Origin of the sequence: Rubrobacter marinus, assembly GCF_011492965.1 — a bacterium.
Classification (GTDB): Bacteria; Actinomycetota; Rubrobacteria; order Rubrobacterales; family Rubrobacteraceae; genus Rubrobacter_F; species Rubrobacter_F marinus.
Window position 1 is genome coordinate 2,473,476 of record NZ_CP045121.1, and the last position, 23,811, is coordinate 2,497,286.

The window sequence follows — 23,811 nt, forward strand, 5'->3', positions numbered from 1 at the left end:
GGGCGCGGCTCAGGGGCCCGGCCGCGCAGGCGCTCTACAGGAGCATCTTCCTCTACTACATGAAGAGCCGCAGGGGCCGCCTGCTGGCCGGGGCGGACTGGGCGCTGGAGCGCGTCGGGCGCGTCGGGTTCGACGCGCGGACGGCGGATCGGTACCGCAGCCCCGAAGGGCCCTAGGTTCTGCCGGAGGCCTCTCCGGCGAGGTGGCGAGCCACGATCCCGGGGACGTCCTCGGGGCCGACGCGGGTGTACCAGACGTCGTCCGGGAAGACGAAGACGACCGGCCCCTCCTCGTGGCGGCGGCTGCAGCCGTTGCGCAGCACCGCCGATGCGGAGATGCCAAGCCCCTCGACCTCCTCGCGAAAGCGCTCGTAGAGCTCACCCCCGCCCTTGGCCCCGCAACGCCCCTCCCGGGCGTCGTGCACACGAAGATCTTCCGCAAGCCTGCCATATTCTTATTGTAAGCCGTGATCTGCCGACGGCAATCGGCCCCGAACGGCACGCGTGAAGCGCTTCTCCTGGTGGGGGAGGCCGAGCCGCCGTCGCAGGACTGGCGACGGCGGCGGCCAGATCTCCCGGTTAGAAAGCGAGGGGGCCGAGGTGCCCATCTCCTGTTCCTGCTGGCTGATGCGACGGGCCTGGCCGCTCTTCTTCCCGCCTGGGCGACCGTCTCGGCGACGGCGGGGGCGACGCGCTCGTCGAAGACGCTCGGGATCACGTAGTCCTCCGAGACCTCCTCCTCGGTGATGACCTCGGCGATGGCGCGGGCGGCGGCGAGCTTCATCTCCTCGTCGATCTCGCGGGCGCGCACGTCGAGGGCGCCCCGGAAGATGCCCGGGAAGCAGAGGACGTTGTTGATCTGGTTCGGGTAGTCGCTGCGCCCGGTGGCGATGATCCTGGCGTGACCGAAAGCCGCCTCCGGCATGATCTCCGGCTCCGGGTTTGCCATCGCGAAGACGATGGGGTCCTCGTTCATCGTGTCGAGGTGGTCCGGCGTCAGCACCCCGGGGACGGAGAGGCCGAGGAAGAGGTCCGAGCCGCGCATGGCCTCCGTGAGGCCGCCGGTGAGGTTCTCGGGGTTGGTGTGCTCGGCGAACCACCGCTTGGAGGCGTTCAGCCCGTCGCGCCTCCGGTGGACGATGCCGCGGGAGTCGCAGCCTACGACGTGCTCGACCCCGGCGGACATCAGGATCTTGGCGCACGCCACGCCCGCCGCCCCGATGCCGTTCACGACGACCTTGAGGTCCTTCATCTCCTTGCCCACGATCTTCAAGGAGTTGATGAGCGCGGCGAGGACGACGACCGCGGTGCCGTGCTGGTCGTCGTGGAAGACCGGGATCTCGAGCTCGCGCTTGAGGCGCTCCTCGATCTCGAAGCAGCGCGGCGCCGAGATGTCTTCGAGGTTTATGCCGCCGAAGGCGGGCGCGATGCGCTTGACGGTCTCGATGATCTCCTCGGTGTCCTTGGTGTCGAGGCAGATGGGAAAGGCGTCGACGCCCGCGAACTCCTTGAAGAGCATCGCCTTGCCCTCCATCACCGGCATCGCCGCCTCGGGGCCGATGTCCCCGAGGCCGAGGACCGCGGTGCCGTCGGAGACGACCGCGACGGTGTTCCGCTTGATCGTGAGGTTGAAGGCCCGCTCGGGCTCCGCCGCGATCGCCTTGCACACCCGCGCAACGCCCGGCGTGTAGGCCATGGAGAGGTCGTCGCGCGTCCGGATGTTCATCTTCGAGCGCACCTCGATCTTGCCGCCGAGGTGCATGAGGAACGTCCTGTCGGAGATGTTGAGCACTTGCGTGTCTTCGAGCGCGTCCACCGCCTCGACGATGCTGCGCCCGTGGTCCGAGTTTCGCGCGTTTACCGTGATGTCCCGGACGGTCTTGTCGCCGCCTATGCGGACGATGTCGACCGCGCCGACCAATCCCCCAGCCTCGCCTATGGTCGTGAGGATCGCCCCCAGAGACCCCGGTTGGTGCGGGAACTCGACCCGCAACGTCATGCTGTAGCTCGCGCTCGGTATGGCCTCCATGGAACCCTTCCTTTCCCTCCGGCTTCCCCCGCCGGTCCTCGATCGTCTGCGCCGCGGATTCTACGTACCCCGGCCGGGCCCAGCAAATGCGCCTGGGGAACGCCGATCTACTCCGCGGTCGACGAGGGGACAACGGAGGACGGCGCGTCTTCGGCCCGTCGCGCGCCGGCCCTTCTCGACGACGGGAGCCAGCGCCCGGCTCGGTCGACGCCGCTGGCTCCCGCCGCGTGGGGCCGTTTATACGGGCAGGTACTCCGGGTGTCCCGGCAAATCGTCGCCGGGTAGGGCGTCGCGGCGTGCGAGAAACCAGCGGTTGAGCGCGGTCCCGGGCCCCGCCTCCTCGGCCGCCCTCTCGAAGCCCGCGCGGAGCTCTCCGAGCAGTATGGGGCGCTCTCCGTAGGAGATGGTCTCTAGCTCCGCGGCGACGGCTGCGTCCGCGAAGGCGCCCCACTCCGGCGCGGCCTCCCCCTCGGGGTCGGGCGGCGAGGCGAAGGCCTCCTTGATCTCCCGCGGCATCTTGAGGGGCTCCAGAAGAGCGACCCTCTCTCCCCCGGGCCCCGTCCCTCCCCGCGCGACGGAGAGATAGCGGCGGGCGGCGAAGAGCAGGAGCCTGCTGGGGACGGTGCGCTTCCCCCACGAGGCGGCAACCGCCTCCCAGTCCACGAAAGAGATGCCGTAAAGCCCCGGGAGGTCCATGACGGCTTTATACCATTCGGCTCGCGAGCACGGTCCGTCCGGCTCAGCCCTCGAAGATAAGGTCTTCCGGCCGCTCGGTCATCCTGACCGTCTCCCCCTCCACCTCCACCACAGTGTCGAGGTGGGTGGCGTGGACGTTGGGGATGACGATGATCTCCTCCGCCCTCGCTTCGAGAAACGCGTCGAAGCCGGCGACGGGGCCGCCGGCCTGCAGGTACTCGGCGAGGCGGCGGAAGAGCTTCGGCAGGATGACGTGCTCCTCGGAGAGCGACCCCGGCCCCTCGACGGCGAACCCGGCGTTGGTCCTGTCCTCGGCCCAGACCCCGAGCCCCTCCTCGCGGGCCCGGACCACGGCCGCGCTCATGGCCTCCCGGAGATCCGGGAAGAGCCCCTTGTAGTACGTGGGGTAGGCGAGCCCCCTCTCCAGGGACCGGTAGTTGACGCTCTCCCGGAGCTTCTCGACGTCCAGAAAGACGTCCGAGCCCTCCTCCCCCTGGGGAGGCTCCCCGGCGTAGACGAAGGCCACGGGCCGGCGGTTGCCCTCCGTGGCGCGGCTCAGGATGTAGCCCCCCGTGCCGTCCGTCGCGGAGGTGACCTCGGTCCTCGCCTCGTTCCACTCGACGTCCGTGATGCCCAGGTCCGCGAGCAGAAACTCCAGGGCCGCTGTTGCCAGGGCGAGGGGCTGGTGGGAGTTCAGGTAGTGCGTCTCGAGCGTGTCTATTGCCTCGAAGCGGAGCTGGGCGTGCTCCCTGGCGTTGAGCACGACCGGCGGGCCGGAGAGCTTGCGCCAGTCCGCCTCGTCGCGGGCGCGAAAGCGCACGGAGTCCCCGTCCGGGGAGTAGCCGACGACGTGGAAGGTGCCTTCGATCACCGAGAAGGGCATGGGTCCGAACCGTCCTTTCCGGAGCTGCCGCCCGCGCGCGGCAGTATACAGGCGGGAGCCCGAAGCGGAGCCCCGGCCGCGGAGCTAGGGTGTTTCGCGGTCCCGGCGGGTGGAGGAGAGCGGGGTCGCGTCGTCCGGGTAGTAGCCGTTTCGGCCGCCGCCGTAGGGGTCGCGGGCGTAGCCGCGGTTGAGGAGCTTGAACTCGCTCGTGTCCGAGCCCGGGAAGTCGAGGACGGGCTCGCCGGCCGTCGCCCCGGACATGTAGCGCGACCAGAGGTCCATGGGCAGGTTCTCGCCGTTGATCACGGGCTCCCCGTGCACGTCGATCATCGAGCGGCGGCCCTCGGGGTAGCCCACCCAGACCGCGGTCGCGAGGCGCGGCGTGTAGCCGACGTACCAGGCGTCGACGAAGTCGTCCGTCGTGCCGGTCTTGCCGGCGGAGGGGCGCCCGATCTCCTCGTCGAGGTCGTGCAAGAAGCTCGCCGTACCGTCCTCGACCACGCCCCGCAGGACCTCGGTGGCAGCGGCGGCCTGGTTGCCGGAGAGGACGCGCTTGCCCTCTAAGGGGTGGTCGTAGGTCGGCTCGCGCTCCCCGAAGCCGACCCGGTCGATCCGCTCGACGGAGTAGGGCTCGCGGTGGATGCCGCCGGCCGCGAAGGTCGCGTAGGCCGAGGCCATCTCCAGCGGGCTCACGCCCTCCCTCAAGCCCCCGATCGCCGTCGAGGGGAAGGGGTCGATCTCGCTGGTTATCCCCATGTCGCGGGCGGTCTGCACGACGTTGCCGAGGCCGAGGTCGATGGCGAGCTGGACGAAGACAGTGTTGTCCGACTCGGCCATCGCCGTGTCCAGCGTGATGGGCCCCCGCTCGATAAAGTCGTAGTTCGAGACCTGGACGGTCTCCCCGTCGTAGGGGATGCTGAGGTTGCGGGAGAGGTAGGTCGTCTCCGGGGAGACGAACTCGCGGAGGGCCGCGGCGAGGACAAAGGGCTTGAAGGAGCTTCCGGGCTGGCGCCGCGCGTCGAGCGCGAGGTTGAAGGTCCCCACCCTCCCCGCCAGCGCCTTTATGGCCCCGTTCTGGGGCTCGACCGTCGCGATCGCCCCGGACGGGTCGTCGGAGAGGTTCAGCACCTCCTCGGTCGACGCGACGGCCTCGCGCTGAAGCTCCTGGTCGAGGGTCGTGTAGATCCTGAGTCCCCCGTGTTCCAGGGCGTCGTCGCCGAGCTCCTCCCCCACCTCCCTGTAAACCTGATCCAGAAAAGAATCGAAGACCGGATCGTCCGGGGGCGGCGGGGGCGAGAACTCGAGCGGGGTCGCGCGGGCCTCGCGCATCTCGGCGTCGGAGATGACCCCCTGATCCCTCATGAGCCTGAGGACGGTGTCCCGGCTCTCCTTGGCTCGGGCGGAGCCCTCGAGCTCCCCCTCCTGGCGGTAGCTGGAGGGCGAGTCGAGGAAGCTGGCGATGGCGGCGGCCTCCGCGAGGGTTAGCTCGATGGCGCTCTTGCCGAAGTAGCTTCTCGCGGCCTCCTCCGCCCCGTAGGCCCCGTCGCCGAAGTACACGGTGTTGAGGTAGGCGGTGAGGATCTCCTCCTTCGTGTGGTTGCGCTCGTATGCAAAGGAGAGGCACGCCTGCTCGAAGCGGCGCCAGAAGGAGCTGTTCCCCCGCCGCTCCTGCTGTATGTACAGGTTCTTGACGAGCTGCTCGGTGATTGTGGAGCCGCCCTGGCGGATGTCCCGCGCCCTTATGTCCTCAAGGGCCGCCCGCCCGACGCTCTCTATGCTGAAGCCCGGGTGCTCGTAGAAGCGCTCGTCCTCGACGGCGACTATGGCCCGCGGCAGAAACTCGCCGAGCTCGCGGTAGCGGACCGTCCGGCGGTTCTCCTTGCCCTTGATCTCCGAGATCTGCTCGCCCTCGGCGTCGTAGACGAAGGAGTTCTGCGGCAGCTCCGGGTAGCGCTCGCCGAGCTTGTCGCCCGCCTCGTGGGTGAAGTAGAGGTAGCCGCCGAGGACCGTCGCGAGCCCGCCGACGGAGAACAGGAGGGCGAGGTTGAAGCAGAAACGGAGGGAGCGCAAGACCCAGCCAGGCCGCCCGCCCCGCTTTGGGGACTCCCCGGGGGGCCTCCTCGCCCGCGCCTCTCTGCCGGTTTCGAAGAGCTTCTCCACAAGCCTCCCGGGCAGTTTAACGCAGCGGAAGCAGAAGACGCGCGTTCCCCAACATAACTGCCCGACGGATGCGGCGTCCACCCCATGGAGTATGCGAAGGACCTCGCGCGTTCGGTCCGCGGGCTCCCCGCAGCCCGCGTTCGTCGTCGACTCCCTTCAAGAGCCGTCGCCCAAACACGTAGCGGCGCGACGAGAGCAAGGAGGAAGCCCCGGTGCTAGGATCCGGGCCATGCCAGAGCTTACCTGCACCGCGCGGCGCATCGGGGACTACGAGAGCCGCACCGAGGAGTACGAGCTGACCTTCGCCGCCGGGGACGCCGAGCCGCGCAGCCTGGAGATCAAGTACCAGGCCGCGCGCGCCTACGAGATCAACGCCGCCCTCGACCGTTCCGCGGAGACCGCCCGGGCCGTCCTGACCGACGCCTTCGAACCGGATCTCGCGCGCCGTCCCACGGAGGAGGCCCTCGCCCAGCTCGCCTGGAAGACCCTCCAATCCGCGAAGTACGAGGAGGGCGCCCCCCAGCGACGCGTGCTGGAGCTCTAGCGAGCCCCCTGGAGGCCGGTCCCTTCGGTTTAAGCCTTCGAGAGGCCCGGCGAGACTTCGCCGGCCGCCGCGAGCCACTCGGGCGGGGGCCAGTCGTCGACGAGGTACGCCGCGATGACGGCCTCCCAGTCCGCGGTCCGGCTCCCTTCGAAGCTCGAGACGCCCTCGCGCGTCTCGCGCGCCCGCTCCTGCACGACGGCCATCACGCCGCGCTCCCGATCGCCTCGTGCGCCGCGAGGCCCTCCCGCGAGACCTCGCGAACGAAGAACGGGTCCGGCTCTATCGGGAAGACGACGCGCGCCGTGGCGCCGGGGTTGCTCGCGCAGACCAGGCTCAGGGCGCGCCCGATGCTCGCCGCCCGCGCCGACACGAGGAAGCGGCCGGCGCCGCTCTCCACCTCTACCTGAACCTGGATCATCGTCGACCTCCTCCGCCCGTCCGCCGTTGCCCTCGCGGCCCGATCCGGAGAGCCGCCGTATACGGGTATTGCCCGGATTCCCGCCCTTCGGCGCATCCCGCGGCCCCGCTCGGGAGGAGACCCCGAACGAGGTTCCTCCTACTCTCAGGATACTCGTTGCTACGTCTGTGACATCGCCAAGATGCACGATGTTTCCCTACGCCGTTTGGGGTAGCGCCTTACCGGGCGCCGGCGGCTTCGAGCAGCTCCTCGAGCGTGACCTGCCCCTCGTAGAGGGCGGTACCGACGATGGCGCCCACGACGCCGGGGACGTTGGCGAGGGCGGCGACGTCGCGCGAGCCGCGCACGCCGCCGCTGGCGATGGCGGGGACCATCGAGGCGACGGCCGCCGTCGCCTCGAGCGCGGGACCGCCGTCCATCCCGTCGCGGGCGACGTCGGTGTGGAGGACGCACGCGACCCCGTCGTCGGAGAGCTCCTCCGCGAGATCCAGGACGTCGACCCCGCTCGTGTGCTCCCAGCCGTGCGTGGCGACCACGCCGTCTCGCGCGTCCACCGCGACGACGAGGGCCGGCCCCAGCTCGTCCACCGCCCGGAGACGGAGCTCGCGGTCGAGGACGGCGGCGGTGCCCATCACCACGCGCGAGGCCCCGGCCCCCGTCACCGCGCGCAGGTCGTCGTGGGTGCGCACGCCGCCGCCCACCTGCAGGGGGACGCCGACCGCCGCCGCCATGCGGCCGATAAGATCCAGCTGCACCGGCCGGCCCTCCCTCGCGCCGTCGAGGTCCACGACGTGGATCGCGCCGGCCCCCCGCCGCTCCCACTCCCGCGCGCGCTCCACGGGGTCGGCGTCGTACTCCTTCTGGCGCTCGAAGTCGCCCTGCTTGAGCCGGACGCACTTGCCGCCGCGCAGGTCTATCGCCGGGAAGACCGTGAAGGCGTCGGGGATCACAGCTTCCGCGCCCAGCCCAGAAAGTTCTCGTAGAGGCGGAGCCCGGCCCGGCTGCTCTTCTCCGGGTGGAACTGGACCGCCGCGAGGTTCTCCCTCCCCGCCGCCGCGCAGAACTCCGTCCCGTACTCGGAGGTGCCGAGGAGGTCGGAGGGCTCCTCGGGGACCGGGTAGTAGGAGTGAACGAAGTAGAAGTCCTCGCCGTCGAGGCCGCTCAAGACCGGGTGCGGACGCGCGACGGAGAGCTCGTTCCAGCCCATGTGCGGCACCTTCAGGTCGCCCGCCTTGAAGCGCGTGACGCTCCCCGGGAGGAGACCGAGGCCCTCGACGCCCGGGGACTCCTCCGAGGAGTCGAAGAAGACCTGGAGCGCGACGCAGACCCCCAGGAAGGGCTTGCCCGAACGGAAGACCTCCGCGCAGGCGGCGTCCATCCCCTGTCCCTGAGCTTCCTCATGCAGTCCCCGAAGGCCCCCACCCCGGCAGGACGACCGCGTCGGCGCGCAGGACCTTCTCGGGTCGGGGGTGAGGTCGACCGAGGCGCCCGCCTTCTCCAGGGCGCGCGTCACCGAGAGCGTATTCCCCGCGTCGTAATCCACGACGGCGACCCTCATGCCGCCGGCCATGGACCCTCACCCGCCCCTGCGGCCGGCTTCGTCCCCTTCGAAGGTTGCCTGTCGGAGGTTGGCGAGCTCAATCGATTACCCCCTTCGTGGAGGCGGTGCCGCTCGTCCTCTGGGCGATGCCGGCTCGGAGGGCGACCGCGAGGGCTTTGACGCCCGACTCTACTTTGTGGTGGGCGTTCTCGCCGTAGTGGCAGTTGAGGTGGAGGGTGAAGTGGCCGTACTGAGTGAAGGCGCGCAGGAACTCCTGAAAAAGCTCGACGTCGAAGGTGCCGATCTTCTCGGGCATCGGGCCGAGGTCGATCGTGAGGTGGCTGCGTCCCCCGAGGTCCACGACGGCGGTCGAGAGCGCCTCGATCAGGGGCGCCGACGCGTCGGCGAAGCGGACGAGGTCGGTCCTCGAGCCGAGCGCCTCGTCCAGGGCGCGTCCGAGGACGAGGCCGGTGTCTTCGACGGTGTGGTGGTCGTCGACCCAGGTGTCGCCCTTCGCCTCGACGTCGAGGTCGATGCCGGAGTGGTGCGCGAGGAGGTGCAGGATGTGATCGAAGAAGCCGACGCCGGTCTCGACCTCGGCCCTCCCCTCGCCGTCGAGCGAGATGCGCACCTTCACGTACGTCTCGCCCGTCTGCCTCTCCGCCTCACCGATCCGCGCCATCCGTCTCCTTCCGGGTCGTCACCAACGCATTCTAGCCGACAAAGGTCCGTCCTCCACGCAGGACCGCGTAGCGCGACGCGCTCCCCGCTGGGAAGATGAACCCCACGCTCGGAGGACTACTAACCAGAGGGAGCCGAATGAGAGTACTGCCGTCGTTGTTCCTGGTACTCGGACTCGTACTCATCACCGGTACGCCGGATATGTCACAGGGCTTGGAAGAGGAACCCCTTGCTCCAGTGAGTTACTCGCAAGGGGCTTACACCGTTCTCGAGGACGGCACCTTGATCTACGAGGGCGACATGGTCTTCACCTGCGACTACCTCCTGGAGCCCGTTGGAGGTACTCAATTACCCCCTGATCCGGGGGCGCTGGAGGCATGCATCGAGCTAGGTCACGTGCCCTCCGCCAGCAACAGCGCGCTACCAAATACGGGGGGCGTTCCTCTATCGATGGTGGGCGTCGCCCCGGTACTCGCCGGCGGGCTGGCGCTCGCAGGCGCGAGGCTGCTGCGAGTTACGCGATACTGTCGCCCCTAGGGGCTTCTACAGCCCCTTCGAGAAGTGGTAGCTCGTGATGTGCATCCCCTCGCGAAAGTAGAACTTGTGGGCCGCGAATCGTTGCACGCCGGAGTCGAGCTGGAGCTTCTCGCAGCCGGCCCTCCTCGCCTCGGCGGCGAGCCAGTCGAGCATGGTCTTGCCGCCTCCGGTGGACCTGGCGCCCTCGTCCGTTACGAGGTCGTCGACGTACAGGAACCTGCCGTGAGCGAGAAACTCCACGATCCTGAAGCCCGCCACGCAAACGACCGCATCCCCGTCCACGACGGCTGCAAGCCGGTAGCCGTCCTCGCGCATGCGCCGGACCCGCAGTAGGTACTCCCCCTCGTCGAGGTGGGGCCGGAGCCCGTGCATTACCCCGTAGGTGGCGGCGACCTCCGCGTCCGAGGTCATCTCCCGGACCTCGCGCACTAGCCCCCCTTCGGGAGGCGCACCCCGACGCTCTCGGCGTGGTTCGGGAAGCCTTCGAGGCGGGCGAGACGCATCACGTGGGGCCCGAGGTCCGCGAGGGCCTCCGGGCCGTAGTGGATGTAGTTCGTCCTCGCGGTGAAGTCGTGGGTGCCGAGGGCCGACGCCCAGGAGGCGGCGCCGTTCGTCGGGAGAGAGTGGGAGGGTCCGGCCCCGTAGTCCCCGAGCGCGACGGGAGTGAAGTCGCCAACGGCGACCATGCCCACGGCGTCGAGGTCCTGCAGGATCGCCTCGGGGTCCTCGGAGATGATGTGGGCGTGCTCGGGGGCGTAGAGGTTCGTGAGCTCCACGGCGTGGGCGCTGTCCCGCACGCGGACCAGGGTTATAAGCTCGGCGGGCTCCCCGGTCAGCAGGGGCTCGACGCTCCTCATCAGCTCCTCGCTCGGGGTGAGGAGGATCGCCGACGCGCCGGAGAGGTGCTCGGCCTGGGCCATGAGGTCGCGCGCCACCCTCTCCGGGAAGGCGCCGGCCTCGGCGATCACGACGACCTCGCTCGGCCCGAGCGGCGCGTCCACACCGACGTGGCCGAAGACCTCGAGCTTCGCGGCGGTGACGTAGTCGTTGCCGGGACCCACGATCTTGAGCACGGGCGGGATGCTCTCCGTCCCGTAGGCCATCGCCCCGATCGCCTGCGCGCCCCCGACGCGGTAGACCTCGTCGAGCCCGAGGAGGCCCGCGACCGCGAGCACGTGGCGGCTCACGCTGCCGTCCCTCCCCGGCGGGGCGCAGACGGCGATCTCGGGCACCCCCGCGACCTGCGCGGGGACGGCCGCCATCACGACCGTGCTCGGGTAGGCCCCGTGTCCCCCGGGGACGTAGATCCCGGCCCGTCGGATGGGGCGTATCCTCTGGCCGACGGTCGCGCCCGCGCGCGACGTCTCGAAGGGCCGGTCGAGCTCGCGCTTGTGGAAGAACCGGACGTTCTCTATCGCGACGCCGAAGCTCTCCTTCACCTCCGGGGAGAGCGAGGCCTTCGCGGCCTGTATCTCCTCCAGCGGAACCCGGATCGGGTCGGGCCGGACGCCGTCGAGGCGCTCGGTGTGGGCGAGCAGCGCCTCGTCCCCGCCGTCGCGGACGTCGGAGACGATGTCGCGGGCGACCTTACGGACGGGTTCCGAGAGGAATCCCCCGGGCCTGCGAAGGCGGGAGACGACCTCCTTCGGGTCGTCGCCGCGGGCGTCGACGAACTCAACCAATGCGTGCCTCGTCGCGCTGCATCCTCCCGGCGAGGGCGGCCACCTCGGCGTTGCGCAGGCGGTAGGAGCCGCGGTTGGCGATCAGGCGCGCCGTGGAGGTGGAGATCTCGTCGAGGACCGTCAGGTCGTTCTCGCGTAGGGTCGTGCCGGTGGCGGTGAGGTCGACAATGCAGTCGGCGAGCCCGACGAGCGGGGCGAGCTCGATGGAGCCGTGGAGCGCGATGATCTCGGCCTGGCGCCCCATCCCCTCGAAGTACGCCCTCGCGGTCCTCGGGTACTTTGTCGCCACCCGGACGACCTCGGCGTGGCGGATCGCCTCCCGCACGCCCTCGGCCCTCTCGGAGGGGGCGGCCAGGATCATCTGGCACCACCCCGTGCCGAGGTCCATGAGCTCCACGACGTTGGGCTGCCCCTCCTCCAGTACGTCCTTCCCCACGATCCCTATGTCCGCCGCCCCGTACTCGACGTAGACGGGCACGTCCGTCGGCCGGCAGATCACGAACTCTACCCCCTCGGCCGGGTACAGGAGCCTGCGGTCGTTCTCGCGCAGGACCCCGACCGGGAGCCCGGCGGCGCTCAGGGACCTCAGGGCGTCCTCGAAGATGGCCCCCTTCGGCACGGCCACGCGCAGGATGCCGTCCTGCGCCCTCACCGGACCACCCCCCGCGCCTCGCCCATCACCCTGCCGGCGACCTCCCCGACGGGCAGGGCCTCGGGCTCCGCGCCCTCGCGGACCGGCGCCAGCTCGACGGAGCCTTCCGCCCCGGAGTACAGGACCCAACCCGCCTCGACCGAGCGCGCGTACCGGAGGGCCTCCGCGGGCGAGAGTTCCTCGCAGAGGTGCAGCACCGGAACGCCCGAGGCGCGCAAGATACCCGCGTTCTCCGCCCCCTCCACCCCGCCACCGACGAGGACCACCAGGTCCGACGGGCCCTCCTCGGGCAGCACGGAGAGGAGGCGCTCGAGGTAGATGGCGAAGCCGGTGGCCGGGAGGTCCTGCCCGAAGCGCTCCAGCAGGTTGTCGTAGCGCCCGCCGTTCGCGATGGTGAAGCCCAGCCCCGCGGCGTACGCCTCGTAGACGGCCCCCGTGTAGTAGTTGTGGCGCCCTATAAGGCCGAGGTCGAGAATGACGGCGCCCAGGGCCTCGTGCGCCTCGAGGTGGCGCAGGATCTCGCGCAGGTTCTCCAGGGCCGCGAGCGCCTCCGACGCCCCGACGCGCTCGGCGAACCTCGCCGCCTCTTCCAGGACGGCCCCGTCAGAGGCCGGCCCCACGAGGCGCGGTATCCCCCGCACCCCGAGCGCTGCCTCCCTCGACGACCCCGCCGCGAGGTTATCCACTGCGACGAGGTCCTTGGCGGCGAGGGCCCGCAGGACCTCCGGCGCCGTCTCGGGCGCGACGTGGCGCAGATAAGCTTCGTAGAAAGCCGTCTGGCCGAGGACGACCGCGAAGTTCTCCGGGGCCCGCAGCCCGAGCGAGCCCAGAACGTCCACGAGCAGGGCGATCGTGGCCGCGTCCTCCTGCGCGCTCCGGGACCCGACGACCTCGACCCCCGCCTGGTACAGCTCCGCGCTCCGGCCGCGCCCAACGTCCGCCCTCCGGTAGACCGGCAGGACGTACGAGAGCTTGTGCGGGGGCGGGCTGTTCCGGAGGCGCTGGGAGACGAGGCGCGCGATCGGGGTCGTCATCTCCGGGCGGAGCATCACCATCTGGTTGTCCGGGTCGAAGAGCTTGAACGAGGCGTCCCGGAGCCTCGGCTCCTCTATGACCTCCGAGTACTCCAGCGCCGGCGTCAGGACCTCCCCGAACCCGAAGAGCCGGAAGCGCTCCCGGATCCTGGCCTGCACCTCCACGAGACGCGTCGACTCGGGCGGCAACACGTCCCGCGTCCCCGGCGTGGTAGCGAACTTCCTCGGCGTCACTCGATCCATACGAGAGCTATCTTAACCGATATCCTCGCCTTTTCTCCCCCGCTACCTTGCGTCACAAGATTCTAGCTGCTAGCCTCCTACTACCTTGCGACACAAGGTTCCGAGGTCGAACGGGAGAACCGGTTGAAGGAAGCGGCGGAGAAGCGAAGTTCGCAGCTCTTGAGGGGCGTGCTGGACATGTGTCTTCTGGCCCTGATCTCGGAGGAGCCCTGTTACGGCTACGAGATGGTGCGGAAGATGGAGGAGCGGGGGCTGGAGCTCGTCGGGAGGGGAGCATCTACCCCCTGCTGAGCCGATTGCAGAAGGATGGGCTCATCGAGAGCTACAAGGTGCCGTCCAGGGAGGGCCGAAGCGCAAGTATTACCGGACCCTCCCGAAGGGCGAAGAGCAGTTGAAGGCATGGCGAGAGGAGTGGGAAGGCTTCTCGTCGGCCGTCGGCCGGGTCGTTGGGGAGAGGAGCCGCGTTGGAAGTCAGAGCTAACGAGGAACGCATCTCGCGCACGATCTACGAGTGCAGGGTGTACTGGGTCCGTAGCGGCGTTCCTCGTCGGAGAGTGGATGACATGCTCTCCGAGCTGGAGAGGCACCTTCGGGAGGCCGGCGAAGATGGCAAGCCGGTAGAAGCGGTCGTGGGGGACGACGTCAGGCCCTTCGCCAAGCTCTGGGCCGAGGAGAGCAGGCCGCCCCGAGAGCTCGGGAGACGGTTGTTCATCTTCGCTACCTCGGTCGCGATCTCCGTCCCTGTCTTCGCCGCGTTTACACACCTCTGGTATTGGACGCTGTCCTTCGGCGTCGATCTAGGCGTACTCCTGCCAGTCGTAACCTTCGCCGTCTCGGTCTCCCTCATGGGCCTCTTCCCCGCGCTGACCACGATCGAACACCTCGAGCCCCGCTGGAAAGGCCACCTGGCCATCGTCGTTCTGTCCCTGACGACCGTGCTGGTGCCCACGGTAATCATCGCGCTCGCCTTCGGCGGCAGGGACGCGGCGCTGTTCGATTGGTCGTGGTACGCGACCCTGGTCTCGGCGCTCGTCGCGCTTCTCATGTATGGACTCTTGAAGCACTCGGTACCGGACGTCCGGGCTTTCGTGCGCAGGAGAATCTGGTAGCGCAGAGGAGGAGGCAACGTGAAATTCGAAAGCGTCGAGCAAGAAATCGGGATGACGGTGGACTGGTGCGTGATCCTCTGGGGCGCGAACGGGATACCGGTCGAACGGGTGGCGGAGATGAAGGGGGAGTTGGAAGACCACCTGCGTGCGGCCGTTCGGGACGGCAAGAGCGTGGACTCGGTTATCGCTGGCGACGTCAGCGAGTTCGCTGCGGCGTGGGCCATCGAGGACCGTCCACCCATGACGCCGGCGGCGCGTCTTCTGGAGCGGGGCTGGCTGCTCGCCGCGTCCATGATCTTCGTCAGCGTGTTCGGACACCTCTGGTACTTCTCCCTAAATTATGTTGTCGAGGCGTGGTGGTACTCCATGCCCCTCTTCTTCGCCGCGTCGGCCAGCTTGTTCGAGGTTCCGGGAGTTCCCCGCGAGCACGAGGAGTCGCCGCCCGTTCGAATGCTCGTCTCCGTAAGCCTCGGCCTGCTCGCGGGGGTCGCGATGGCCGGGATCAACGTGGCGGTGCATCTGGGGGACGCCCTCTTCGAGTGGTCCTGGATCTCCACCCTGATCGTCGTGCTATTGGGGGCGCCGCTGCTGAAGAATCGTCGCCGGACGGACGTGCTACCGATACTCGAGGAGCGGGAAGGTCTAGAACCCGGCGGGCCATCGGACGGGAGCCCGACGGGCCAACCCGAATAAGGGCGGGGCCGTGTTGTACGGCCCCGCCCGGGCTCTTGCTACTGGTAGGTGACGACCGCCGGGGCGGGGTCGAGCTGGAGGACCTGCTGCGGCGAGAGCAGGGGCGCGTCCTGGCGGTAGAAGAGCTTGAAGCCGCCGTACTGGGTCGCCTCGTCGCGCACGAGGATGTCGTACTTCGTGAGCTTGGCCTCCGGCCCGCCGAAGCCGTCGGCGTGGAGGACCACCTCGACGTTCTCGGTCGGCTGGATCAGCTGCTTGTTCGTCACGATGCCCGTCTCGAACTGGTGGACGAGGAGCATCTTGTCGGGGAGGTTGTTCTCCCGGACTATCGCGTCGAGGGTCTGGATCGCGGGGGCTATCTCGGTGCCGTCGACGTTGCCGAGGTCGACGCCGGGGATCTGGCCGGGCTCGACGGAGTACTCGGTGTCGATGGCGAGGTGAACGTAGGGCCGCTCGAGGAAGGGGCGGAGAAGCTCGATCTCCTCCTCGATCGTGGCGAGCCCGAGCTGGACGTCGAGGAGCAGGAGCGCCCCGTTCTCCTCGGCGAGCTGCGCGTACTGCTCTATAAGCTCGGTCGGGAGGTTGTTGATGTACAGGCCGCTCGCACCGGGCTCCCTGGAGGCGGTCGAGGCTATAAGCTCGATGGTGGGGACGGCCGGGCGCTCGGGGTCGAGGCGCGAGTACTCCGCCGTCTGCTCCTCGAGGTTCGCCATCATCGCCTGGGGGTCCGTCTCCCCGAGCACGCCCATGTACCCTGAGAGCGGGTTGCCGTAGTAGGCCACGAGCCGGTTGTTCTTCAGCGGCCCGTTCGAGGGGTCCTCGGCCCCGGCCACGAGCGTCTGGCCGAGCGGCACGGTCCGCGCCGCGATCGGTGAAACGGGGTTGCCGTACTGGTCGACGGCGGTGGTCTCGGGCTGCGTCCCCTGGGGCTCGGGCGGCCCCGGGGCCTCCGTCAGGGGCGTGGCCCCGGGGGGCGGCGCTATCGCGGTGAACGGCTGGGAGGCATTCGCGCCGGCCGAACCCCCGCTCGTCCCGGCCGTGGTCTCGCCCCCGGCCGGGGCGGTCGTGCCGCCGGTAGTGCCGCCGCCCATTGCGTTCGTCGTGCCTCCGGTCGTGCCGCTGGTTGCGCCGCTAGTCGCGCCGCCAGCGCTCGCCTGCGTGGAGCCTTCCTCTCCGGAGCCACCACCTTCGGAGCCCTGCTGCCCGGAGCCTTCCTGCCCCGAACCGCCGCATCCGACGAACACGAACAACAGGGCGGCGAGGAGCAAGGCTCCCCCGCCGACGGAGGCGAACAAACGCCCTGCATGGTTACGCCTCCTGAAACGCCTCTCCTGACCGCTCAAGCTACCCTCCCGTAAGCATTACCCCCCAGAGCAAGCACACGATGGGGAAGCATACCCTCTAGTGGCAGAAATTACGCTACTCGAAGACCACGGTGCGGTGGCCGTCGACGAGGACGCGGTCCTCGAGGTGCCAGCGGACGGACCGGGCGAGGACGCGGCGCTCGACCTCGCGCCCGAGGCGGACCAGGTCGTCGACGGTGTCGCGGTGGGTGACGTGGGCGACGTCCTGGTGCACGATCGGGCCGGCGTCGAGGTCCTCGGTGACGTAGTGGGCGGTCGCCCCGATGGTCTTCACGCCCCGGTCGTGGGCCCTCCTGTACGGGTCCGCCCCGACAAACGCCGGGAGGAACGAGTGGTGGATGTTGAGGATGCGGTCCGGGTAGGCGGAGACGAACTTGGGGCTCAGAATCTGCATGTACCGCGCGAGCACCACGAAGTCCACGCCGTGATCGGAGAGCAGGTCCAGCACCTGCGCCTCCTGCTCGGCCCTGCTCTCCCTGCTCACCGGCAGGTGGAAGAAGGGGATCCCGTAGGCCTCGACGCGCCCGGCGAGGTCGGGATGGTTGGAGACGACCAGCGGTATCTCGGCGTCGAGCTCGCCGGCGTCCCAGCGCCAGAGCAGGTCGATCAGGCAGTGGTCGTAGCGGGAGACAAGGATCGCCATCTTCTTCGGCGTGTCGGTGAAGGAGACGCGCCACTCCATCCCGTGGCGGCGGGCGAGCGGCGCGAAGGCCGCCCCGAACTCCTCGCGCTCCAGGCCGAAGCCCTCACCCTCGATCTCCAGCCTCATCAGAAACCTGCCGCTCTCGCGGTTCACGTACTGGTCCGCCGACAGGATGTTCCCGTCGTGCATCGAGATGAACGACGAGACGGCCGCTATGAGCCCCTTGGCATCCGGACACGTGACGGACAGCCTGACGTTGTAACCCAACTTTTCGTCCGATCTTCGAGCGTGGGACAGACCGGAGCGTATGGTTGCATAGGAGGTCGCCGCCTAGCAAGCGGGCTCGGTGCCCGTGCTTCCCCGCCCCCTCGAAGGCTAGAATATCGATCGTCATCCCGGCACGATCCTGCCGCGGGGCCGGCGTTCGAGACCAGGAAGGGGGCGGGGATCCAGAACGTTCTGTGCATGAGCCCGGAGGCGCGCGCGGCCTTCGAGAGCCTCGCCGGCGTCGCGCGCGAGGGGCTCGCGGGCCTCCCGAAGAGCGACGCCGAGGTCTTCATGCTGCGCCTGGAGCGCTACTGGCAGGACCTCTTCGACGGCCTGAAGCCCCCCTACGGCGCCCGCGACGACTCCGACGCCTCGCTGGAGCGGCTCGTCCGGCTCCTCGCCGCCCGGTACGCCGAGCGACCGGAGGACCTCAAGGCGCTGGACCTGGAGCGCAACCTCACCCCGGACTGGTTCCAGAGCGAGCGGCGGGTGGGCTACGTCTTCTACGCGGACCGCTTCGCCGGCGACCTCGCGGGCGTCGCCGACGGCCTGGACTACCTGGAGGAGCTCGGGGCGAACTACGTCCACGTCATGCCCCTGCTCCGGAGCCGCCCGGCGGGCCTCGACGACGGCGGCTACGCCGTCTCGGACTACCGCAAGGTCCAGGCCTCCCTGGGGACGATGGAGGACCTCCGCGAGCTCTGCGCCAGAATGAGGGGGCGCGGGATGAGCCTCTGCCTCGACCTCGTCCTCAACCACTGCGCCCGTGAGCACGAGTGGGCGGAGGGGGCCCGCCGGGGCATCCCGGAGTACGAGGAGATGTTCCACGTCTTCGGGGACAGAACCCTCCCCGACGAGTACGAGAAGACGCTCCCGGAGGTCTTCCCGGAGACGGCGCCGGGGAACTTCACGCTTATCGAGGAGACCGGCAAGTGGGTCTGGACGACCTTCAACGACTACCAGTGGGACCTCAACTGGTCCAACCCGCGGGTCTTTCTGGAGATGGCGGACGTGCTGCTGTCGCTGGCGAACGTCGGCGTGGAGGTCTTCCGGCTGGACGCCGTGGCGTTCATGTGGAAGGAGCTCGGGACGAGCTGCCAGAACCGGCCCGAGGTCCACGACCTGTTGCAGGCCCTGAGGGCGTGCAGCCGCATCTCCTGCGCCGCCGTCGTCCACAAGGCCGAGGCGATCGTGGGCCCCGACGAGCTCGTGACGTACCTCGGGACGAGCGCCCACCACGGCAAGGAGTCCGACCTCGCCTACCACAACGCCCTCATGGTCCACCTCTGGTCCTCCCTCGCCAGCCGAGACGCGCGGCTGATGGCCCACGCCCTCGGCCGCTTCCCCCGCAAGCCCGCGAACGCGGCGTGGGCCACCTACGCCCGCGGCCACGACGACATCGGCTGGGCGATCACCGACGAGGACGCCTCGGCCGTCGGCCTCGACGCGGGCGCGCACCGCTCCTTCCTCAGCGACTTCTACTCCGGAGGGTTCCCCGGCAGCCACGCGCGCGGGGCCGTCTTCGAGCAGAACCCGGCGACGGGGGACCGGCGCATCAGCGGCACCCTGGCGGGCCTCGCGGGCCTGGAGCTCGCGCAGGAGACGGGGGACGAGGCGCTTATGGAGATGAGCGTCCGGCGCGTCCTCCTCTGCCACGCCCTCATCTTCGGGTACGGGGGGATACCCCTGATCTACATGGGCGACGAGCTCGGCCTCGCCGCCGACCACTCCTACCTCGAAGACCCCAACCGCCGCGACGACAACCGCTGGATGCACCGCCCGCGCATGGACTGGAGAAAGGCCGCCCGACGCCACTCCCGGGCACGCTGGAGCACGCCCTGTTCTCCGGCATCCGCGCCCTCGTCGACGCCCGGAGGCGTACCCCGCACCTGCACGCCGCGACGCCGGTCGAGATCGTGGACGAGCTTCACCCGTGCGTCTTCTCCTTCGTCCGCCCGCACCCCTGGGCCCGCTCCTCGCCCTCCACAACTTCACGGAGGAGACCCGCTACGCGAGCCTCGACCTCCTCCACGGCCTCGGCATGACGTCGCCCGTGGACCGCATAAGCGGCCGGGCTCCGAGGGTGCCGAGGGGCGACGTGGAGCTCGCCCCGTACGAGGTGCTCTGGCTCGCGAGCGCCTCGTAACGAGGGGGACGCGCTCCAGGCGGGTGCTAGTATGCAACGCATGACCGAGACGAAAAAAGATACCATCGAGAAACTGAGGAAAAAGCTGGCGACGGTCTCCGACCTGGGCTCGGCGAACGCCCTGCTCGCCTGGGACCAGCAGACCTACATGCCCAAGGGCGGGGTCGAGACGAGGGCCGAGAGCATGGCGACGCTGAGCCGCCTCGCGCACGAGCACTTCGTCGACGCCGAGACCGGGGGGCTGCTCGACGCCGCCCGAGACATCGACCCCGGGACGGAGGACGGGGCCCTCGTCCGGCGCGCGCGGCGCGACTACGAACGCTCCACCCGCCTGCCGTCGAGGCTCGTGGAGGAGATGTCTCGGGCCTCGGCGCTCGCCGAGCCCGCCTGGGTCGAGGCTCGTGCCCAGTCGGACTTCTCCCTCTTCGCCCCCACCTCGAAGCGATGCTCCCCCTCCAGCGCGAGGCCGCCGAGGCTTTAGGCTACGAGGACCACCCCTACGACGCCCTCCTCGACGGCTACGAGCCCGGGGCCAAAAAGGCGACCCTCGAGGGATGTTCGAGGAGCTGAAGGGGGGCATCGTGCCCATGATCCGCGAGATCTCCGAGCGCGGCGACGACGGCCGGGCGGCCGTCCTGCGCGGAGACTTCGACGAGGCGGCGCAGGAGAAGTTCGGGGAGGAGGTAGTGACGGCCTTCGGCTACGACTGGAACCGGGGCCGCCAGGACCGGACCGTCCACCCGTTCTGTATAAACTTCGGGCCGAACGACGTCAGGATCACGACGCGCTTCGACCCGGACTGGCTCTCCCCCGCCCTCTTCGGCACGATGCACGAGACCGGACACGCCCTCTACGAGCAGGGCGTCGACGGGCGCTACGCCCGTACGCCCCTGAGCGGCGGCACCTCGATGGGCATCCACGAGTCCCAGTCCAGGATGTGGGAGAACCTCGTCGGGCGCTCCAGGGCCTTCTGGTCCTTCTACTACCCCAGGCTCCAGGGGGCGTTCCCCGAGCCCCTGCGCGGCGTCGAGCTCGAGGCGTTCTACCGCGCGATCAACGCCGTCTCGCCGTCGGAGATCCGGGTCGAGGCCGACGAGGTGACGTACAATCTCCACATCCTCTTGCGCTTCGAGCTTGAGGTCGCCCTGATCGAGGGCTCCCTCGCCGTCCCCGACCTCCCCGAGGCGTGGGACGCGAAGATGGAGGAGTACCTCGGGGTCACGCCGGGGAGCGCCGCCACGGGCGTCCTCCAGGACGTCCACTGGTCGGCCGGCCTCTTCGGCTACTTCCCGACCTACACCATCGGCAACGTCCTCTCGGTGCAGTTCTTCGAGGAGGCGGTGAAGGCGCACCCGGAGATCCCGGAGGACATCCGGCGCGGCGAGTTCTCGACCCTGCTCTCCTGGCTCAGGGAGAACATCCACCGCCACGGGAGCCGCTACCTGCCGGACGAGGTGGTCGAGCGCGTCTCCGGACGTCCCCTCGACACCGCGCCGTACCTCCGCTACCTCCGGACGAAGTTCAGCGAGCTGTACGATCTGTAAGCTGCCCGCGAGATGAGGGAGGGGCGCGGTTCTCGCGCCCCTCCCCTGTGCTACCGGCGCAGCACGGCCCGGAGGATCAGGGCGAGCGCGCCGACCGCCACGACGACGGCCGCAGCCGCGCCGCCCAGGAGGAGCAGCGGGTTCGGCCCTCCGGTCTGGGGCATCTCCGAGGAGGCGGCCGCTTCCTCGGGGATGTGGACGCTGGAGACGTTGAAGGGGAGCTCCGGGCTCCCCGTCTCGCGCGCGTCGAACTGCGAGTTGACGGCGAAGACGTCGCCGCCGCTCCCGGCGATCGTCGTCGGGTACATGAACGACTCGTCCGTAAAGGGCTCGCCCGCCGTGCCGCTGGAGAAGTCCGCCGAGAGCTCGACGGGGACGATCAGCTCCTGCTGGTTGCGGACGACGTAGAGGGTCTGGCCGTCGAGCAGGAGGCCGTCGCCGTTCGTGAGGTCGGCGCCCCCGGTGTCTATGAGGGAGACCTCCTTCGTGGTCGTGTCGATGCGGAAGAGCTCGCCCGTCGAGGACTTGACCGTGACGAGGTAGCGGCCGTCGGCGCTGGACTGGATGCCGTTGAGGTTGAAGCCTTCGCCGTACTCCGCGGGCGTCCCCTCGAAGCTCAGGTAGCTCTCCAGCTCGTAGCCGCCCGCGCCGTCCGGGAAGACCCGGTAGAGCTCGGGGTTCATCGAGTCGGTGAAGAAGGCGGAGCCGTCCGGTGTCAGGGTGACGTCGTTGACGAACGTCATCTCCCGCCCGTTCTCGAAGCCCTCGATGAGGGCGCCGGTCGCGGTGTCGTAGACGAACATCCGACCCGTATCGCCGCCGGCCACGAAGAGGCGGCCGGCCCCGTCGGTCTTCATGCCGATCGCCGTCGTGCGCCCGTCGGCGCCGCCCTCGGAGAAGACGCTCGCCTCCACCCCCGGCCCGGAGACGTTCGAGGAGAAGATCGTGCCGTCCGTCGTGCTCCCGACAAAGAAGTCGCCCGTCGCCGCGTCCAGCGCTATGCCCTCCGGGAAGACCTCTTCGCCCGGGAGCGGGTAGACCGTCGCCTCCTCGTGGGCCAGCGCCGCCCCGCCCGCGCCGAGCGAGAGCACGAGGCTCAGGGCGAGAACTGCTTTGACCTTCCGTAACATTTGGGCTCCTTCCGTGACGAGAACCGACTGGGTAAGGGTTATACATGATCCCAAACCGGTTTTATGTAAGCCGACCCGGGGGTGGGTGCTTTGCGACCGGCGGCGGGCGGGTACATCTCTCCCGTTGTAGGAGAACGAGGGAGGACGGACATGGATTTTCTGGGCAACCTGATGGGCGGCGGGGACGATCGTCGCCGGGAAGAGTACCGCGACTTCGCGAACCGCTACGACGAGGGGGCGCCGTACGACCGGATCTCCGACGAGGAGGCGATGAACCGCTACCGCGAGGTCGCCCCGAACCTCTCGGAGGACGAGTACCGCGAGTCGGCGCGCGAGGCGTTCTCGCGGATGTCGCCCGAGGAGCGAATGCAGTTCGGCCAGCAGTTCAGGGGCTACGCCCACGAGCAGGGCTACGGCGACTTTATCGACCGGGACCACGACGGCCAGGACGACCGCTTCCAGGACCCCGACTACCTCGCCGGCATGACGGGCCGGATGCACTCCCAGCAGCCCGACCTCATGGGTAACCTCATGGGCGGGATGATGGGCGGAGGCGGCGGCATGATGGGCGGCGGAGGCATGGGCGGCATGCTCGGCGGCCTCATGGGCGGAGGCGGCGGAAGCGGCATGATGGGCGGCGGCATGGGTGGCGGAGGCAACCCCATGGCCAAGGCCGCCATGGCGGGCATCGCCGCCATGGCCGTCAAGCGCATGATGAGGTAAGAGCCCGAAGAAGACCGAAGGCCGGCGCCCCCGCGGGGCGCCGGCCTCTCTCTTGCCCGGCTTTACGGCAGCCTGACGCGCACGGCGGCCGTCTCCCCGGCCCCCGTCGACGCCTCCGCGCCGTACGCCGGGCGCTCCTCCGCCACGATATCGGGCGTACCGGGCGCCGGCTTAGCCCCGTCCAGGACGGCGAGGCCGTCCTTCTCCAGGCTGCGGGCGACGCCCTCCACCCAGGGCAGGTCGGCCTCCGTGAAGCCGTCGCGCAGGGCGGCGCCGAGGTCCCGGAGCGTGACGCCTTCCTCCGGGGCTTCGCGCAACTTCGCCAGGGCTCGGCCCCGGTAGTAGCGGTTCGAGCCTTTGTACCTGTAGACCGGCTTCTTCGCGGCGCGCGGCGAGGCGGAGAGGGCTTCGAGGATGTCCCCTCTCGCGCGGCAGCCGTCCGCCACGGGGCACTCGTCGCAGAGGGGGCGTCTCGCGGTGCAGCGGAGGGCGCCAAGCTCCATCAGGGCCTGGTTCCACTCCCAGCCCCGGCCCCTTGGGACGAGCTCGGCGGCGACGGACAGGATCTCACGGTCCTTCGCCCTCGCGTCCGGAACCTCCGGGCCGAAGAAGAGGCGGTGCAGCACGCGGCGCATGTTCGTGTCCACGAAAGGGACGTCCCGCTCGAACGCGAAGCAGGCGACGGCACCGGCCGTGTACGGGCCGATGCCGGGGAACGTCGCCAGGACCTCCGGGTCCGGCGGGATCTCGCCGCCGTGCTCCTCGACGACGAGGCGCGCCGTTCTGTGCAGGTTCACCACGCGCCTGTAGCGGCCGAGGTCTCCCCACACCCGGATGGCCTCGGCGATGGGCGCCCCGGCGAGCGCCTCCACCGTCGGGAAGCGCTCCAGAAAGGCGAGGTAGAAAGGGACGGCGCGCGTCACCTGGATCTGCTGGAGCATCACCTCGGAGACGAGGACGTGGTAGGGGTCCCGGGTGTAGCGCCACGGCAGGTCGCGCCCGTGCTCGACGAACCAGGAGATCAAGGCCCCTCGCACCGCCTCCAGGCGGTCCCCCGCCGCCGTCCCGTTCTCCGGCTTCTTCTCGCTCACCTG

Annotated in this window: 24 protein-coding genes and 2 pseudogenes; 9 read left to right on the forward strand and 17 right to left on the reverse strand. The window is 69.6% G+C overall.

The features are described from left to right. Window positions 1–9: 9 nt before the first annotated feature. From GBA65_RS25845 to GBA65_RS12775, 4 genes are all read right to left on the reverse strand, one after another. On the reverse strand, window positions 10–2,028 hold the full coding sequence (locus tag GBA65_RS25845; protein ID WP_166396879.1) for a malic enzyme-like NAD(P)-binding protein: 2,019 nt from the start codon (window positions 2,026–2,028) through the stop codon (window positions 10–12). A gap of 237 nt (window positions 2,029–2,265) precedes the next feature. Further along, window positions 2,266–2,724, reverse strand: coding sequence for a hypothetical protein (locus tag GBA65_RS12765; RefSeq protein WP_166396880.1), 459 nt, complete (start codon window positions 2,722–2,724; stop codon window positions 2,266–2,268). A 43-nt stretch (window positions 2,725–2,767) separates the two neighbouring features. After that, on the reverse strand, window positions 2,768–3,607 hold the full coding sequence (locus GBA65_RS12770) for a nuclease (protein ID WP_166396881.1): 840 nt from the start codon (window positions 3,605–3,607) through the stop codon (window positions 2,768–2,770). 84 nt (window positions 3,608–3,691) lie between these two features. Beyond that, entirely contained in the window at window positions 3,692–5,767 is a 2,076-nt protein-coding gene (locus tag GBA65_RS12775) for a transglycosylase domain-containing protein (protein ID WP_166396882.1), read from the reverse strand. Between the two features lie 229 nt (window positions 5,768–5,996). Here GBA65_RS12775 and GBA65_RS12780 point away from each other — a divergent pair, with 229 nt between their 5' ends. Continuing rightward, window positions 5,997–6,311, forward strand: coding sequence for a hypothetical protein (locus GBA65_RS12780; RefSeq protein ID WP_166396883.1), 315 nt, complete (start codon window positions 5,997–5,999; stop codon window positions 6,309–6,311). 29 nt (window positions 6,312–6,340) lie between these two features. Here the strand turns inward: GBA65_RS12780 and GBA65_RS12785 are convergent, their stop codons facing one another. From GBA65_RS12785 to hisZ, 9 genes are all read right to left on the reverse strand, one after another. Beyond that, window positions 6,341–6,517, reverse strand: coding sequence for a hypothetical protein (locus tag GBA65_RS12785; protein WP_166396884.1), 177 nt, complete (start codon window positions 6,515–6,517; stop codon window positions 6,341–6,343). Beyond that, window positions 6,514–6,729 (reverse strand): hypothetical protein, encoded by a 216-nt coding sequence (locus GBA65_RS12790; RefSeq protein ID WP_166396885.1) that lies wholly within the window; start codon window positions 6,727–6,729, stop codon window positions 6,514–6,516. Before GBA65_RS12790 ends, GBA65_RS12785 begins: the two co-directional genes overlap by 4 nt. 218 nt (window positions 6,730–6,947) lie before the next feature. Beyond that, complete coding sequence (locus GBA65_RS12795) at window positions 6,948–7,679, reverse strand: 1-(5-phosphoribosyl)-5-[(5-phosphoribosylamino)methylideneamino]imidazole-4-carboxamide isomerase (RefSeq protein ID WP_166396886.1); 732 nt, start codon at window positions 7,677–7,679, stop codon at window positions 6,948–6,950. Beyond that, window positions 7,676–8,299, reverse strand: a complete 624-nt coding sequence (hisH, locus tag GBA65_RS12800; RefSeq protein ID WP_166396887.1) for an imidazole glycerol phosphate synthase subunit HisH — start codon at window positions 8,297–8,299, stop codon at window positions 7,676–7,678. Before hisH ends, GBA65_RS12795 begins: the two co-directional genes overlap by 4 nt. Window positions 8,300–8,366: 67 nt before the next feature. Further along, window positions 8,367–8,951 carry an imidazoleglycerol-phosphate dehydratase HisB gene (hisB, locus tag GBA65_RS12805; RefSeq protein ID WP_166396888.1) on the reverse strand — a complete coding sequence of 195 codons (585 nt, stop codon included), beginning with the start codon at window positions 8,949–8,951 and terminating at the stop codon, window positions 8,367–8,369. Between the two features lie 542 nt (window positions 8,952–9,493). Next, window positions 9,494–9,916 (reverse strand): GNAT family N-acetyltransferase, encoded by a 423-nt coding sequence (locus GBA65_RS12810; RefSeq protein WP_207955733.1) that lies wholly within the window; start codon window positions 9,914–9,916, stop codon window positions 9,494–9,496. Next, the gene (gene hisD / locus GBA65_RS12815) at window positions 9,916–11,169 is read right to left on the reverse strand and encodes a histidinol dehydrogenase (RefSeq protein WP_166396889.1); all 1,254 of its coding nucleotides are present in this window, start codon (window positions 11,167–11,169) and stop codon (window positions 9,916–9,918) included. The genes GBA65_RS12810 and hisD overlap by 1 nt, the downstream gene beginning before the upstream one ends. Continuing rightward, complete coding sequence (gene hisG, locus GBA65_RS12820) at window positions 11,162–11,821, reverse strand: ATP phosphoribosyltransferase (RefSeq protein ID WP_166396890.1); 660 nt, start codon at window positions 11,819–11,821, stop codon at window positions 11,162–11,164. Before hisG ends, hisD begins: the two co-directional genes overlap by 8 nt. Then, the gene (gene hisZ, locus GBA65_RS12825; protein WP_166396891.1) at window positions 11,818–13,098 is read right to left on the reverse strand and encodes an ATP phosphoribosyltransferase regulatory subunit; all 1,281 of its coding nucleotides are present in this window, start codon (window positions 13,096–13,098) and stop codon (window positions 11,818–11,820) included. Before hisZ ends, hisG begins: the two co-directional genes overlap by 4 nt. Window positions 13,099–13,221: 123 nt before the next feature. Here hisZ and GBA65_RS23165 point away from each other — a divergent pair, with 123 nt between their 5' ends. The 4 genes from GBA65_RS23165 (at window position 13,222) to GBA65_RS12840 (ending at window position 14,900) form a co-directional block, all read left to right on the forward strand. After that, window positions 13,222–13,389 (forward strand): PadR family transcriptional regulator, encoded by a 168-nt coding sequence (locus tag GBA65_RS23165; protein WP_207955734.1) that lies wholly within the window; start codon window positions 13,222–13,224, stop codon window positions 13,387–13,389. A gap of 5 nt (window positions 13,390–13,394) precedes the next feature. Continuing rightward, window positions 13,395–13,493, forward strand: coding sequence for a hypothetical protein (locus GBA65_RS26510; RefSeq protein ID WP_207955735.1), 99 nt, complete (start codon window positions 13,395–13,397; stop codon window positions 13,491–13,493). A 69-nt stretch (window positions 13,494–13,562) separates the two neighbouring features. Beyond that, a complete protein-coding gene (locus tag GBA65_RS12835) occupies window positions 13,563–14,207 on the forward strand; it encodes a hypothetical protein (protein WP_166396892.1) in 645 nt (214 codons plus the stop codon). Between the two features lie 18 nt (window positions 14,208–14,225). Beyond that, window positions 14,226–14,900: a hypothetical protein gene (locus GBA65_RS12840; RefSeq protein ID WP_166396893.1), complete on the forward strand. Its 675-nt coding sequence runs from the start codon at window positions 14,226–14,228 to the stop codon at window positions 14,898–14,900. Between the two features lie 38 nt (window positions 14,901–14,938). Here the strand turns inward: GBA65_RS12840 and GBA65_RS12845 are convergent, their stop codons facing one another. Together GBA65_RS12845 and purU are read right to left on the reverse strand one after the other, a co-directional pair. Further along, window positions 14,939–16,243, reverse strand: coding sequence for a hypothetical protein (locus tag GBA65_RS12845; RefSeq protein ID WP_166396894.1), 1,305 nt, complete (start codon window positions 16,241–16,243; stop codon window positions 14,939–14,941). 76 nt (window positions 16,244–16,319) lie between these two features. After that, window positions 16,320–17,174 (reverse strand): formyltetrahydrofolate deformylase, encoded by an 855-nt coding sequence (gene purU / locus GBA65_RS12850; protein ID WP_166396895.1) that lies wholly within the window; start codon window positions 17,172–17,174, stop codon window positions 16,320–16,322. 291 nt (window positions 17,175–17,465) lie between these two features. Between purU and GBA65_RS26515 the strand changes: the two are divergent. From GBA65_RS26515 to GBA65_RS12860, 3 genes and pseudogenes are all read left to right on the forward strand, one after another. Continuing rightward, window positions 17,466–18,359, forward strand: a pseudogene (locus GBA65_RS26515) (alpha-amylase family glycosyl hydrolase); the annotation flags it as partial. Between the two features lie 748 nt (window positions 18,360–19,107). Further along, window positions 19,108–19,320, forward strand: a complete 213-nt coding sequence (locus tag GBA65_RS26520; protein WP_407691091.1) for a hypothetical protein — start codon at window positions 19,108–19,110, stop codon at window positions 19,318–19,320. Window positions 19,321–19,360: 40 nt separating this feature from the next. Further along, window positions 19,361–20,864, forward strand: a pseudogene (locus GBA65_RS12860) (carboxypeptidase M32). A 50-nt stretch (window positions 20,865–20,914) separates the two neighbouring features. On the opposite strand, the gene GBA65_RS12865 reads toward GBA65_RS12860, so the two are convergent. Further along, entirely contained in the window at window positions 20,915–21,994 is a 1,080-nt protein-coding gene (locus GBA65_RS12865) for an SMP-30/gluconolactonase/LRE family protein (RefSeq protein ID WP_207955740.1), read from the reverse strand. A 150-nt stretch (window positions 21,995–22,144) separates the two neighbouring features. Between GBA65_RS12865 and GBA65_RS23185 the strand changes: the two genes are divergently transcribed. Then, complete coding sequence (locus GBA65_RS23185) at window positions 22,145–22,717, forward strand: nitroreductase family protein (RefSeq protein ID WP_207955741.1); 573 nt, start codon at window positions 22,145–22,147, stop codon at window positions 22,715–22,717. A gap of 62 nt (window positions 22,718–22,779) precedes the next feature. Here GBA65_RS23185 and GBA65_RS12875 read toward each other — a convergent pair whose 3' ends face one another. Further along, window positions 22,780–23,808, reverse strand: coding sequence for an HhH-GPD family protein (locus GBA65_RS12875; RefSeq protein WP_207955742.1), 1,029 nt, complete (start codon window positions 23,806–23,808; stop codon window positions 22,780–22,782). Window positions 23,809–23,811: the final 3 nt, after the last annotated feature.